A 14,158-nucleotide genomic window follows, 5' to 3' on the forward strand; every position below is an offset into this window, starting at 1 on the left:
GCCGAATTATAGCGGCATTCGCTGTGGCTTCCCTGGGCCACGGCATGTTTCACGTGAAACATGCCGCATGAATAACTCGGGTGTGTTCCACGTGAAACAAAAAAACCGGGCTCGATGGCCCGGCTTGAATGCCGACTGGATTAACGTCTACGCATCATGCCCTACCCTGCTCTCGCAAGTAGCTGGCAATGCGCTCGACTAGTTGGCCCAGATCCGCCTGAAGCTGGCCGAACCCGCCGTTGCGCTCGCGCGTCGCCTCATCCATATAGAGCGGTCGGCGAATCTCGATCTGCAAGCTGTTACGCCGTTCGGCCGGTCGGCCAATCTGCGCGATCAGTTGCACACCCTTGTAGGGATCGTTGCGCGCCACCGTATAGCCGAGCGCCCGCAACTCGGATTCCACCAGCGCGACGAAATCCGGCTCGCAAGTTGTGCCATCGCGATCACCCAGAACGAAGTCGGCCAGTGGATGCGGACTCTGGATCTTGAGCCGCTCATAGGCGTTGTTCGGCATGGAGTGCAGGTTCAGATGCCAGACCGCACCGAAGCGCTGAAAGGCCTCCTCCACCGCCGCCGATAGCGCCTGATGATAGGGGCGGTAGTATCGATCGATCCGGCCGCGTACCTCTTGCAGCGAGAGCTTGCGACCGTAGATTCGCGTTGCCGCATCCACATTGCGCCAGATCAGCCCATAGCCAAGGCGCGTCTTTTCGCCCGGCGCCAGCGGCTCAGGCCAGGTGCCATCCAGCAGTTCGGGATCCAGATCGTCAAGCGTACGATTGGGATCGATATAGACACGGGGGAAATTCGCAGCGATCAGCGTGCCGCCGATCCGCGGCACAGCTTCCCACAGCGATTCCACGTGGGTGTCTTCGCCGCTCCGGAGCCGCTGCAGCGGGATGGCCGCACCGAAGTCCTGCGGGTAGCACGTGCCGCTGTGCGGCGAATCGCAAACCAGCGGCAAGGCCTGAGCCTGCGGCGCGGACTGGAAAAAGGGTTCGAAGCTATCGTTCATGCCATCAATCCAGTTTGATGTTGGCGGCCTTGGCGACGCGCGCATAGCGCGTCATGGCCTGCTGGATCTGTACCTTGAAGCCATCCGGCGTGGTCGGCACGAGCGTGCCGCCGGACTCTTCCACCTTGCGCTTGAACTCCGGGTTCTGCATGGCTTTGTGGATGGCGCGATTGAGCTTCTCGACAATAGCCGGCGGCGTGCCCGCGGGTGCCACGATGCCGAACCAACCGCCATCCCCCATCTCCTTGTAGCCCAGTTCCGCGTAGGTCGGGACGTTGGGCAGTAGCGGCGAACGCGCGGAGCCCAGCACGGCTAGCGGGCGCAGCCTCCCGGATTTCACGTGGGGCAGCGCGGACGACAAGTTGTCGGTGATGGCACTAACCTGCCCCGCCACCGCGTCGTTGAGTCCCAGACCGGCGCCCTTGTACGGTACGTGCAGCAGGTCGATCTTGGCCAGCATCTTGAAGTTCTCGATATTCACATGACCCAGGGAGCCCGCACCTGGCGAAGCAACGCTGTACTTGCCGGGGTTGGCACGCGCCAGGGCAACGAACTCCTGCATGGTCTTGGCCGGTACGCTGGGATGCACCGCGAACACGCTGGGGACCGCCATCACATTGGTGACCGGCGCGAAGTCCTTGATCGGATCGTAATTCAGCTTGGGGTACACGGCCGGGTTGGAACCGTGCGTGCTGACGGTAGCCATGCCGATGGTGTATCCATCCGGTGCCGAGCGCGCGACCTGCTCCATGCCGAGCGAGCCGCCGGCACCGCCCTTGTTCTCCACCACGATCGGCTGGCCCAACTCGCGGCCGCCGAACTCCGCAACCAGGCGCGCCGACAGGTCGGTCGAGCCGCCCGCGGCAAAAGGTACGACCAGGCGGATCGGGCGGTTCGGATAGTTGGCCTGCGCGAGCGCGCCGCCGGCGGCGCAGAGGCTGGCGCACGCCGCCAGGCAGGACAGGACGAAATGCCGGCGCGGCAAACTGGCTCGGATCATGAGGGTTTTCTCCTTGGCGTTATATGGGAAGGTGGCCAAGTGTCGGCAGTTTACCGGGTCCGCACAAACGACTATATTGCACGCTTGCATTACCAAAGCTCATTCTCGGCTCCCCCCATGCGGCTACGCTCGCCCTCGATGTCCGAACTGCATGCCTTTGCCGCCGCAGCGCGACTGGGCAGCTTTACGCGTGCGGCGGAGGATCTGTGTGTCACCCAGGGGGCGATCAGCCGCGCCATCGCCCGCCTCGAATCGCACTTCGGCCAGCCCCTTCTCCAACGCAATGCGCATCGCCTGACCCTGACCGATGCCGGCCGGCAGCTGCTCGACTCAGTAGCCGGCCCGCTGGCAGCCATTGAGAACGCCAGCGCCGCCCTGCTCTCTCGCGACCGTCAGCATCACCTCACGCTGTCCGCCGTGCCCACGCTGGCCAGCGTATGGCTGATACCGAGGCTGCCGGATTTCCACCGTCGCCACCCCGAGATCCGCCTGGACTTCGTGCCCTACCGGCGCAACGAGGACTTCTCAGGCCCGGCGCCGGATGCCGCAATCCTCGCCGGCGCCTCGGACCGCTGGCCGGGCCTGCAATGCGACTACGTGATCGGCAGCGAGATGGTACCCATCTGCCATCCCGACCGGGCCCGCGCCCGCCATGAATCCGGACGATGGTCCCAACCGGCAGAACTGCTCGAGGAACCCTTGCTCTACCACACCACCGCCCCGGCCAACTGGCAGCACTGGCTATGTGCGGCAGGCGTACCCAGTGCTGCGCCGGCGCTTGCCACGGGCTTCGACCAGGTCTCGATTCTGGTCCAGGCGGTCAAGGCGGACATGGGAGTGGCAGTGTTGCAGCGCTGTCTGGTACGAGACGAGATCGCCGCAGGGCGCGTAGTGGCGCCGTTTGATTTGCCGATCAGGCTGACGCGGGGGTACTTCCTGTGTGCGCCTAGGGAGAGGCGGGACCATCCCGCATTTGCCAAGTTTCGTGCGTGGCTACTCGGCATGGCAGCGCAAGATCCCGATGTGCTGCAGGCCAACCAGGTAAATTCACCCGATAAATAATTGAAGTCAGAATTTTGTAAATAATTTCGTCTATCGAATGGCAAATAGCTCCGTGGCGCATAGGTATTTCCACAACGAATTTAACTTCAGCTCATATGTAAATTAAAATTCTTATCATGAATATTTAGCGTACCTATCGCTGCGCTAGCCTTTGATCACGAACATTGCCGCACCGGGTCGGCCTCTGGCAATCCGGCCCACAAATAATAATGGCGGACAATGTCCGCCATTATTCGTCATATGAATCCTGACAATCGATAAAGCCTAAGCCGCCTTCTTCGCCAACCCCAGATACGTCTCGATCACCTTCGGGTTAGCCGCCAGCTCGGCAGCCGGCCCCTCCATCGCCATATCCCCCGTCTCGATCACGTACCCGTAGTCCGCCACCTGCAGCGCCGCCCGCGCGTTCTGCTCGATCAGCAGCGTCGCCACCCCCGTCTTGCGCAGGTCATTGATGATGTGAAAGATCTCCTTGACGATCAGCGGCGCCAGCCCCAGGCTCGGCTCGTCCAGCATCAGCAACTGCGGCTTGGCCATCAGCGCGCGGCCCACCGCCAGCATCTGCCGCTCACCCCCGGACAGCGTGCCGGCGTCCTGCTTCGCCCGCTCCTTCAGGCGCGGGAACAGGCCGTAGACCACTTCCATCTGGTCGAGGAAGTTCTTCTCACCCGCACGCTTGCGACGATAGGCGCCCAGCACCAGGTTGTCCGCCACGCTCATCGAGCCAAACAGTTCGCGCTTCTCCGGCACCAGGCACATGCCGCGCGCCACGCGCCCTTCCACCGGCAGGCCGGCGAGGTCGTGGCCGAGGTAGGTCACCGCGCCGGTGGACGAACCGCTCACCGGCAACGCGCCCATGATGGCGTTGAGCATGGTGGACTTGCCCGCGCCATTGGGGCCGATCACCGTGACGATCTTTCCCGCTTCCACTTTCAGGTTGGCGCCGTGCACGGCTTCGACCTTGCCGTAACGCACGTGCAGGTCCTTCACTTCCAGGATCAGGCTCATTGTCGTTTCCTTACTCCACGCCGCCGAGATAGGCCTCGAGCACCGCCGGGTCCTTCTGCACGTCCTCGGGCACGCCTTCTGCAATGCGCGTACCGAACTCCATCACCACCAGCCGGTCCGTCAGATTCATCACGAAGTCCATGTCGTGCTCGACCAGCAGCACGCTCATGCCCTCGCCCTTGAGCTTCTTCAGCAACTCGGCCAGTGCCTGCTTCTCCTTGTAGCGCAGCCCCGCCGCGGGCTCATCCAACAACAGCAGCGCGGGATCGCAGCACAGCGCGCGCGCGATCTCCAGGATGCGTTGCTGGCCCAGCGCGAGGCTGCCGGCTTCCATGTACATGCAGTCGGCCAGGCCCACGCGCTCGAGCTGGCGCGCGGCTTCGTGCAGCAGCTTGGCCTCCTCGTTCTTGTTCATGCGCAGGATCGCTGCCGTCACGCCGCCTTGCGGCGCAAAGTCGCCGCGCAGGTGTGCACCGATGGCCACGTTCTCCAGCACGGTCATGGTGGGCAGCAGATGCACATGCTGGAAGGTGCGGCCGATGCCGCGCTTGACGATCTCGCGCGAGGGCAGCCCGGAGATCTGCTCGCCGCGATACAGCACCTCGCCGCGTGTGGCCGGCAGCACGCCGGTGACGAGGTTGAAGGTGGTGGACTTGCCTGCGCCGTTGGGACCGATCAGCCCGATGATCTCGCCGGCGCGGACCTGGAAGCTCACGTCGTTGACCGCCACCAGCCCGCCGAACTCCTTGCGCGCGGCTTTGACATCGAGGATCAGTTCGCCGGTCCGCGGCTTGGCGCGCAATGGCAGCGCGGGCGCTTGCGCCGGCGCCAGCACCGGCGGCCCGCTGGGGAACAGCTTCTTGATGAACGGCCAGATGCCATCGCGCGCGTATTGCAGCAGCAGCACCATCAGCACGCCGAACACGATGGTCTCGAAGTTGCCGTTGGCGCCCAGCAGCTTGGGCAACACGCCTTGCAGCACGTCCTTCAGGATGGTGAGGATGCCGGCGCCAAGCACCGCGCCCCACACGTGGCCTACGCCGCCCACCACCGCCATGAACAGGTACTCGATGCCGTAGTTCAGACCAAACGGCGTGGGGTTCACCGCGCGCTGCAGATGCGCGTAGAGAAAGCCGGAGATGCAGGCCAGCATCGCCGCCACCACAAAGATCACCACCTTCATCCATGCGGTGTTCACACCCATCGCCTCGGCCATGGTGCCGCCGCCCTTCAACGCGCGGATGGCGCGGCCCGGGCGCGAGTTGAGCAGGTTCTGCATGGCGATCACCGACACCAGCACCACGGCCCAGATCAGGTAGAACATCGAGCGCCCGGAGGCCAGCTCGATGCCGAGCACGTGCAGCACGGGAATGCCGTTGAGGCCGTCGTACTTGCCGAGGAATTCCAGGTTGCCGAACAGGAAAAACAGCGACAGGCCCCAGGCGATGGTGGCGAGCGGCAGGTAGTGGCCCGACATGCGCATGGTGATCAGGCCGATCACATAGGCCGAGGCCATCGTGATCACCAGCCCGACCAGCAAGCCGAGCCAGGGCGACAGCCCGAACTGCGTGGTGAGGTAGGCGGTGCTGTAGGCGCCCAGCCCGACGAAGGCGGCCTGGCCAAAGGAGGTCATGCCACCCACGCCGGTGAGCAGGACCAGGCCGATGGCGACGATGCTGTACAGGCCGATGTAGTTGCCCAGCGTGATCCAGAATTCGGGCGTGGGCAGCACGGGCAACAGCGCCAGCACTACCGCGAAGGCCAGCAGGAAGATTCGGTTCTTGAGGTTGGTGTTCATGGCGTGTCCCTTATTCCTCGTCTTCCACATGCTTGCTGGTGAGCGAGCGCCACAGCAGCACGGGCAGGATCAGGGTGAACACGATGACCTCCTTGAACGCGCTGGCCCAGAAGGACGAATACGATTCGAGCAGCCCCACCAGGATGGCACCGGCGGCCGCCACCGGGTAGCTCACCAGACCGCCAACGATGGCACCGACGAAGCCCTTCAGGCCGATCAGGAAGCCGGACTCGTAGTACACCGTGGTCAGCGGCGCGATCAGGATCCCGCACAGCGCGCCCATTGCCGCTGCCAGCGTGAACGACAGGCGCCCGGCCTGCGTCGTGCCAATGCCGACCAGCCGCGCGCCCAGGCGATTGACCGCCGTGGCACGCAGCGCCTTGCCGGCGATGGTGCGTTCGAAGTAGAAATACAGCCCCGCGATCATCAGTGCCGATACGCCAACCACCCAAAGGCTCTGCCCGGAGATCGTCAGGCTGCCCACTTCAAAGCGCGCCTCGGAGAAAGGCGCGGTGCGCGAGCCCTCGGCGCCGAACATCACCAGCCCCAGCCCCACCAGTGCAAAGTGCACGCCCACCGAGACAATCAGCAGCACCAGCGTGCTGGCTTCGGCCAGCGGCTGGTAGGCAAGACGGTACAGCATGGGCCCGAGCGGAATCACGATCAGCAGCGTCAGCGCGATCTGCGCCAGCATGGGCATCGACTGCCCGTCGAAGTTCTGCGCGAGCAGATGCACGGCCAGCGGGAAGACCAGGTATTTGCCAGCCAGTACCGCAATCCGCCTGGGCGCGGTCCGGCGCAGTTCGGCGCTGCGCAGGATGGTGACCGTCTCATAGAGAAAGGTGAGCACGCCCATGACCAGCAGCAGCCAGCTGCTTTGCGGCGCATGGCCGGACTGAATCGCCGCCAGTGTCAGCGCGCCATAGGCGACGAACTCCCCTTGCGGAATGAAGATGACGCGGGTCACCGAGAACACCAGCACCAGGGCCAGCGCGAGCAGCGCATAGATGGCGCCCGAGGTGATGCCGTCCTGCGCCAGGATGGCGGCGATCGAGAGGTCCATTGTCTCCCCGTATTGTTGGTGAGTCCGGCCGGCGGAGGGAAGCCGGCTGGCTTGTGAAATTACGAGTTACGAAATATGAAACAACTTACGCATAGCGGAAATCCCGACGAACCCTTAGATTCCGCAGTGCCGCATCGGTAATCGGCACGGCCGGCGGGAAGCTATGCATATGCCGGGTGCAGCATATCCGCGGCGCACCATGGCCGTCATCCCGTTTTGCTTATCCTGGCAAACGCCAGATTCATTAACACGTTAAAGATCTCGCATGGCGGATGCGGTGTCAAGTGCGGGATTGCCTGTAGTCGCGCAATGGCGTGGGCCGGCATGAGCCGGCACCAACAAAAAGGGCGCATGGCTGGCCATGCGCCCTTTTTGCATCCAATGCAGCCAGTCGTGCCGCTTACTTGGTCTGCAGCTTCCACTTGCCGTCGACGATCTCCACCATCACGCGCGCGCGCTGGTCCAGGCCAAGGTGGTCGGTCGGCGTCATGTTCATGATGCCGTGGGAGATCGGCAGCTCCTTGGTCTGCTCCATGGCATCGCGCAGCGCCTTGCGGAACTCCTTGGTGCCCGGCTGGCCCTTCTTCAGCGCCTCGGGGATGGCTCGCTGCAGCAGCAGGCCGGCATCCCAGGCGTGGCCGCCGAAGGTCGAGACCTGGCCGCCGAATGCCTTTTCGTACGCTGTCTTGTAGGTAATGGCAGGCTTCTTCACCGGGTTCGTGTCCGGCAGCTGCTCGGCCACCAGCAGCGGGCCGGCCGGCAGGAAGGTGCCTTCGCAATCCTTGCCGCACACGCGCAGGAAGTCGGCGTTGGCCACACCGTGGGTCTGGTAGATCTTGCCCTTCCAGCCACGCTCCTTGAGCGCCTTGGCGGGCAGCGCGGCGGGCGTGCCCGAGCCTGCGATCAGCACGGCGTCCGGGTTGCTGCCCATCATCTTGAGCACCTGGCCGGTAACCGAGGTGTCGGTGCGCGCAAAGCGTTCATTGGCCACCACCTTGATCTTGCGCATCTCGCCGACCTTGGCGAACTCTTGCGCCCAGCTATCGCCATAGGCGTCCGCGAAGCCGATAAAGGCAACCGTCTTCACGTTGTGGTTGGTCATGTGCTCGGCAATGGCGGTGGCCATGTGCGAGTCGTTCTGCGGCGTCTTGAAGACCCAGGCGCGCTTGGCATCCATCGGCTCGATGATGCGGGCCGAGGCGGCCAGCGTGATCATCGGCGTTTCGTTCTCGGCGACGACATCCACCATGGCCAGCGAGTTGGGCGTCACGGTGGAGCCGACAATCACGTCGACCTTGTCTTCGCTGATCAGCTTGCGCGTATTCTTGACCGCGGTGGTGGTGTCCGACGCATCGTCGAGCACGATGTACTCGATCTTCTTGCCAGCGATCTCCTTGGGCAGCAGCGAGATGGTGTTCTTCTCGGGAATGCCCAGCGAGGCGGCGGGCCCGGTGGCCGATAGCGTTACCCCGACTTTGACCTGTGCGCTGGCAGTGCCGGCGCACAGGCTGGCGGCGGCGAGAGCCAGCAGGCTGGCGCGCTTGAATGTCATCGTGTCTCCTTCCATTGCGGCAAACGGAAGAGGCATCCGTGCCGCCTCGCGGCCAGTCGGATGCCTCAATCTGGTCTTCTGTTCTTCTGGTCTGTCTTGTCCTGGTGGATCTTATTGTGCCGGTGCCCTTTCGGTGCTTTTCAGGCCCGTATCCAGGCGCAACGCCGGCGCCTGCCTGCTACCCCGGGGCGATGGGCGAATCCGCGTCCGCCCTGCCCCAATCTCCCGTCCTGCGCGTGATCCCCGGCGGCGCTCGGCGGGGCTCGCCAGGCAATGCCATGGTGCGCCACGCCGGCCGCTCATTCACCGACCGCCCGGTCGGGAATGCGTAGCGAGTCTAGCAACAGGCATATCGCCGGGCTAGCGGGATTAACCCGCATCGCAGCATGCAAGCGACACGGCCGCGAACCGACGCTCAGCGGCCGAACGCATCCCAGGCGGTTTTCACGATCAGCGCTGCCACCACCACGATAAACACGCGCCGCACAAAGGCGCTGCCATGCTTGAGCGCGAGGCGGCTGCCAATCTGGCTGCCGCCCACGTTAGCCAGCGCCATGACCAGCCCGAGCTGCCACCAGACGTGCCCCTTCGCCGCCAGCAGCAGCAAGGCCGCCAGGTTGGTGGCGAGGTTGACCACCTTGGTCGATGCCGAGGCATGCAGGAAATCGTAGCCAAACACGCGCACGAACACGATCATCAGGAAGCTGCCGGTGCCCGGCCCGAACACGCCGTCGTAGAAGCCGATCACGGCGCCCGCCAACAACGCAGCGGCGCGTTCCTTGCCGCCGGAGAGCGACGGTGCGTGCTCGGTGCCCAGGCTCTTCTTGGCCACCGTATAGACCAGCAGGGCCACCAGGATAAAGGGCAGCGACTTGCGCAGCGGCTCCGCGGGAATGAGCGTGAGCGCGTAGGCACCCGCCATCGAAAAGGCGAAGGCCGACAGCATCGTCGGCAAGGTCGCACCCCAGTAGATGCGCACGCTGCGGCCATAGCGCAACGCCGCATTGGTGGTACCGGCCAGCGACGCCACCTTGCTGGTGCCGAGCAGCGTGGCCGGCGCCATGTTGGGATAGGCCGAAAACAGCGCGGGGATCTGCACCAGGCCACCGCCGCCGGCGACAGCATCGATCAGGCCGGCAAGAAAAGCGGCAACAGCAAGAAACGCGAATTCCATGGACGCGGGGAAACGAAGAAAGAGAAAACGGAGGGAACGAGCGAAGGAGGTGAACCAAGCGCGGCAGGCGCGCTGGAAGCGTCAGCCCAGCATCTTGGCGGCTGGTGACAAATTGAGATGCCACAGGCCGCTGGCATGCGGCGCAAAGCCGGCCGGTGCGGCCTGCGCCGCCGTCAGAAGCGCCGGCGCCAGCAACAGATGGCGCACGCCATGCGCGCTGCACCAGTCGGCCAGCAGGCCACAGCAATCCAGCAGCAACGCGGCGCCCCTGTCCGCCGGCACGTCACCGGCCCACCATTCGGTGGCAAGCGCCGCAAGGCCGGCAAGTTCGAGATGCGGTATCAGCGTAACGGGCAGGCAACCGAGCAGATCCGGGCCGGCGCTGGCCTGCGCCACCACACAGGCCCCGCGCTCAGGCCGGGCAAGCAGGCCCTCCAGCAGCGCCTGCCGGGCGCGCGCCGCCGCGACGGGCAATGCGTGCCGTGATTGCAGCCAGGCGCCCAGGTTTTGCGCATCGCCAGTACCGGCCAGGCATATCGAGGCCGGGGTCATTGCGGATTCAGGCGGGGAAGAAATTAGAGAGGGGGGATCTGACGGCATGGCGGGCCCGGTGGCAAGGCCGCATTGTCGCATGCGCAATCGGTGGCTTTGACGACGATTCCGCATGGCGAAAACATCACGCACCAGGAACGGGCATGCAACCCGGAAATTAAAAAAGGCGTTGCCGAGGATCACCCAGCAACGCCCTTATCTTATATTGACACTGCAGCCTAGTGACTGCGCGCCTGTCGTCTCCTCGCTTCCGCCTCCATTTAACCTGCGAAAACCGTATATGGAATGTAACGAAGCGGTGCGTTTCGAGCAAGCTAGAAGAAACCCTAGCCCCAAAATCGGGCATGTCGCCCCACGATCACTCCCGGGCCTTCCCAAAGCGGGCAAGAAGCTCGCCCATGATGCCGCGGCGGAACGTCAATACGCAGATCACGAAGATCACGCCGGTCACCATTGTGACGGATTCGCCCAGTGAGTTGAACCACTCGATGCCCGTCGTCGAGGCCAGGAAGGTGCCGATGTCGCCAAGCTTGTTTTCCAGCGCCACCACCACGAAAGCCCCGACCAGCGGGCCCGAAAGCGTGCCCAGGCCGCCAACCAGCGTCATCAGGATCACCGAGCCCGACATGGACCAGTGCACGTCGGTCAGCGTGGCAAAGCCCAGCACCAGCGCCTTGATCGACCCGGCCAGCCCGGAAAGAGCCGCAGACAGCACAAACACCATCAGCTTGAAGCGGTCCGTATCGTAGCCCAGCGAGATGGTGCGCGGCTCGTTTTCCTTGATCGCCTTGAGGATCTGGCCGAACGGCGAATGCACGGTACGCACGATCAGCGCGAAGGCCGCCACGATGATCGCCAGCGCCACGTAATACAGTGTCAGATCGTTGGCTAGCGACAACACACCGAACAGCTTGCCGCGCGGAATGCCCTGCAAGCCATCCTCGCCCCCGGTGTACGGCACCTGCAGGCAGAAGAAGAACAGCATCTGCGCCAGCGCCAGCGTGATCATGGAGAAATAAATGCCTTGCCGGCGAATCGCGATGTACCCGACCACGTAGCCGATCAAGGCGCCCGCCAGCGTGCCCAGCACCAGCCCAACCTCAGGCGTGACGCCCCACACCTTCATCGCATGCCCGGCCGTATAGGCCGCGCCGCCGAAGAAGGCCGCATGGCCGAACGACAGCAGCCCGGTATAACCGATCAGCAGATTGAAGGCGCACGCGAACAGCGCGAAGCACAGCACCTTGAGCACGAACACCGGATACGCTCCGGCCATCGGCGCCAGGACCAGCGCTGCCAGCAACAATCCGTACAACAGTTTCTTCTGCACGCCCCGCCCCTGTCTTGTCTGCCCCGCGGCCACTGCCGCGCCGGTTGGTTGGTTCATCACTTCTCCCTCCCGAACAGTCCGGCCGGGCGCAGCATCAGCACGATCACCATGATGAAGAACACGACCGTGGACGAGGCCTCGGGATAGAACACCTTGGTCAGGCCCTCGATCACGCCCAGGCCGAGGCCGGTCAGGATCGAGCCCATGATCGAGCCCATCCCGCCGATCACCACCACCGCGAACACGATGATGATCAGGTTCTGCCCCATCAGCGGCGAAATCTGGATCACCGGTGCCGCGAGCACGCCGGCAAACGCCGCCAGCGCCACGCCGAACCCGTAGGTCAGCGTCACCATCAGCGGCACGTTGACGCCAAAGGCTTCAACCAGCTTGGGGTTCTCGGTGCCAGCGCGCAAATAAGCGCCCAGCTTGGTCTTCTCGATCAGGTACCAGGTGGAGAAGCACACCACCAGCGAGGCAGCCACCACCCAGGCCCGGTAGTTCGGCAGGATCATGAAGCCCAGATCCGTGGCGCCGCTCAGCGCCTCGGGCGCCGAGTACGGCAACCCCGACACCCCATAGATCGAGCGGAAGATGCCTTCGATCACCAGCGTGATGCCGAGCGTCAGCAGCAGGCCGTAGATATGGTCGAGCTTGTAGATCCAGCGCAGCATGGTGCGCTCGATCACGATGCCGATCAGCGCCACCGCCAGCGGCGACAGCACCAGCATCACCCAGTAGTTGAGCCCGGCGTACTCCATGCCCATCCAGGCCAGGACCGCGCCGAGCATGAACAGCGCCCCGTGGGCAAAATTGATGACGTTGAGCAGCCCGAAGATGACCGCAAGGCCAAGGCTCAACATCGCATAGAAGGCACCGTTGACCAGTCCCAGCAGTAACTGGGACAGCATGGCGGGCAGAGGAATACCGAAGATGTCCATCGCAGGCGTTACCGTTTGCGCACCAGCCGGGATTCGTCGTTCCCCGCCAGGCAGGCGCTGTCAAAATGAAGCGAAGAAAGACACTGGCCCCCACTCCCGAACCCGGTCAACATGCAACGGTCCCGGGCGGGGGCGTCATACCTCAATCAACTCTACGCAACTCAACTCAGTTCAAACGCTTACTTCTTCATCATCGCGCACTTCGATTCCGCCACCGTGGTGAAAGCCTGCTCACCCGGGATCGTGGCCACCACCTTCAGGTAGTCCCACGGCTTCTTCGATTCGGCCGGCGACTTCACCTGCATCAGGTACATGTCGTGGATGCCGCGGCCATCCTGGCGGATGTAGCCCTTGGTGTAGAAGTCGTTGATCTTCATCTTCTTGAGCTCGGCCATGACCTTGTCCGGATCATCCGTCTTGGCTGCCTCGACCGCCTTCAGGTACGTATGCGCGGCAGAGTAGTCGGCGGCCTGCAAGCTGCTCGGCATCTTCTTCATCTTGGTGAAGAAGCGCGCGGCGAACTTGCGCGTATCGTCGTTCATGTCCCAGTACCAGCTGTCGGTCATCAGCAGGCCTTCGGTGTTCTTCAGGCCCAGGCTGTGGATGTCGTTGATGAACATCAGCAGGCCGGCGATCTTCATCGTCTTGGTGATGCCGAATTCCTTGGCCGCCTTGATCGAGTTGATGGTGTCGCCGCCGGCATTGGCCAGGCCGAGGATCTGCGCCTTGGACGATTGCGCCTGCAGCAGGAACGACGAGAAATCCGATGCCGACAGCGGATGGCGCACCGAGCCCACCACCGTGCCGCCGTTGGCCTTCACCACGGCCGCGGTATCGTTTTCCAGCGAGTGGCCGAAGGCATAGTCGGCGGTCAGGAAGAACCACGACTTGCCACCCTGCTTGACCACCGCGCTGCCGGTACCCTTGGCGAGCGCCACCGTGTCATATGCATAGTGCACGGTGTAGGGCGAGCACTCTTCGTTGGTCAGGCGCGCCGAGCCGGCACCGATATTGAAGTAGACCTTCTTCTTCTCCGAGGCCACCTTGTTCATGGCCAGGCCGGTGGCGGAATTGGTGCCGCCGATCAGCACGTCCAGGCCCTGCTGGTCCATCCACTCGCGCGCCTTCGAGGCGGCGATGTCGGCCTTGTTCTGGTGATCGGCCGAGACCAGCTCGATCGGCTTGCCCAGCACCTTGCCACCGTTGTCCTCGATTGCCATCTTGATGGCTTCGAGGCCGCCCGGGCCGTCGATGTCGGCGTACAAGCCAGACATGTCGGTGATGTAGCCGATCTTGACGGTATCGCCCGAGACCTGCGCCGATGCCGAACCCATTGCCACGCCCGTTACGATAGCCGCCAGAGCGACCGCCAGCCGAGTCATCTTCATTGCCTGTCTCCTTAGTTTCGGCGGCACCTGACGCCACCCGTTCCTGCCCTAAAACAATGCCTGCGATTCATGACAGCGCCGCGCGCCGATTCGAATCAGACCCCAAGCAACTCGTTCAGCACCGGCATCTTGGCCTGCAGCTCCGCAGCCGCGAAGCGCTCGACGATCGTGCCGTGTTCCATCACATAAAAACGGTCGGCCAGCGGCGCGGCAAAGCGGAAGTTCTGCTCCACCATCACCACCGTGTAGCCCTTTTTCTTGAGCATCAGGATCAT

General features: G+C 63.7%; 12 protein-coding genes and 1 pseudogene. 1 reads left to right on the forward strand and 12 read right to left on the reverse strand.

What is annotated here, in order from left to right; all coding sequences use genetic code 11:
• Nucleotides 1–154: 154 nt before the first annotated feature.
• Together AC1RQC_RS25800 and AC1RQC_RS25805 are read right to left on the reverse strand one after the other, a co-directional pair.
• On the reverse strand, nucleotides 155–1,015 hold the full coding sequence (locus tag AC1RQC_RS25800) for an N-formylglutamate amidohydrolase (protein WP_492375618.1): 861 nt from the start codon (nucleotides 1,013–1,015) through the stop codon (nucleotides 155–157).
• Nucleotides 1,016–1,019: 4 nt separating this feature from the next.
• Complete coding sequence (locus AC1RQC_RS25805) at nucleotides 1,020–2,015, reverse strand: Bug family tripartite tricarboxylate transporter substrate binding protein (protein WP_492885044.1); 996 nt, start codon at nucleotides 2,013–2,015, stop codon at nucleotides 1,020–1,022.
• Between the two features lie 117 nt (nucleotides 2,016–2,132).
• Between AC1RQC_RS25805 and AC1RQC_RS25810 the strand changes: the two genes are divergently transcribed.
• Nucleotides 2,133–3,077 carry a LysR substrate-binding domain-containing protein gene (locus tag AC1RQC_RS25810; RefSeq protein WP_492375611.1) on the forward strand — a complete coding sequence of 315 codons (945 nt, stop codon included), beginning with the start codon at nucleotides 2,133–2,135 and terminating at the stop codon, nucleotides 3,075–3,077.
• 264 nt (nucleotides 3,078–3,341) lie between these two features.
• Here the strand turns inward: AC1RQC_RS25810 and AC1RQC_RS25815 are convergent, their stop codons facing one another.
• The 10 genes and pseudogenes from AC1RQC_RS25815 to AC1RQC_RS25860 all read right to left on the reverse strand — a co-directional run.
• Nucleotides 3,342–4,085, reverse strand: a complete 744-nt coding sequence (locus tag AC1RQC_RS25815; RefSeq protein ID WP_174426825.1) for an ABC transporter ATP-binding protein — start codon at nucleotides 4,083–4,085, stop codon at nucleotides 3,342–3,344.
• 10 nt (nucleotides 4,086–4,095) lie between these two features.
• Entirely contained in the window at nucleotides 4,096–5,883 is a 1,788-nt protein-coding gene (locus tag AC1RQC_RS25820) for a branched-chain amino acid ABC transporter ATP-binding protein/permease (RefSeq protein ID WP_492885046.1), read from the reverse strand.
• A gap of 10 nt (nucleotides 5,884–5,893) precedes the next feature.
• Nucleotides 5,894–6,946 carry a branched-chain amino acid ABC transporter permease gene (locus AC1RQC_RS25825; protein ID WP_150987529.1) on the reverse strand — a complete coding sequence of 351 codons (1,053 nt, stop codon included), beginning with the start codon at nucleotides 6,944–6,946 and terminating at the stop codon, nucleotides 5,894–5,896.
• 400 nt (nucleotides 6,947–7,346) lie between these two features.
• Nucleotides 7,347–8,498 carry an ABC transporter substrate-binding protein gene (locus AC1RQC_RS25830; protein ID WP_183034091.1) on the reverse strand — a complete coding sequence of 384 codons (1,152 nt, stop codon included), beginning with the start codon at nucleotides 8,496–8,498 and terminating at the stop codon, nucleotides 7,347–7,349.
• 415 nt (nucleotides 8,499–8,913) lie between these two features.
• A complete protein-coding gene (locus AC1RQC_RS25835) occupies nucleotides 8,914–9,672 on the reverse strand; it encodes a sulfite exporter TauE/SafE family protein (protein WP_492375613.1) in 759 nt (252 codons plus the stop codon).
• Between the two features lie 81 nt (nucleotides 9,673–9,753).
• A complete protein-coding gene (locus AC1RQC_RS25840) occupies nucleotides 9,754–10,224 on the reverse strand; it encodes a hypothetical protein (RefSeq protein ID WP_492375614.1) in 471 nt (156 codons plus the stop codon).
• A gap of 358 nt (nucleotides 10,225–10,582) precedes the next feature.
• Nucleotides 10,583–11,611 (reverse strand): branched-chain amino acid ABC transporter permease, encoded by a 1,029-nt coding sequence (locus AC1RQC_RS25845; RefSeq protein ID WP_492375615.1) that lies wholly within the window; start codon nucleotides 11,609–11,611, stop codon nucleotides 10,583–10,585.
• Nucleotides 11,611–12,495, reverse strand: a complete 885-nt coding sequence (locus AC1RQC_RS25850) for a branched-chain amino acid ABC transporter permease (RefSeq protein WP_043350832.1) — start codon at nucleotides 12,493–12,495, stop codon at nucleotides 11,611–11,613. Before AC1RQC_RS25850 ends, AC1RQC_RS25845 begins: the two co-directional genes overlap by 1 nt.
• Before the next feature lie 179 nt (nucleotides 12,496–12,674).
• Nucleotides 12,675–13,883, reverse strand: coding sequence for an ABC transporter substrate-binding protein (locus AC1RQC_RS25855; protein ID WP_441635794.1), 1,209 nt, complete (start codon nucleotides 13,881–13,883; stop codon nucleotides 12,675–12,677).
• A gap of 95 nt (nucleotides 13,884–13,978) precedes the next feature.
• Nucleotides 13,979–14,158, reverse strand: a pseudogene (locus tag AC1RQC_RS25860) (ABC transporter ATP-binding protein); the annotation flags it as partial.

The organism is Cupriavidus sp. GW822-FHT03E04 (assembly GCF_058801495.1).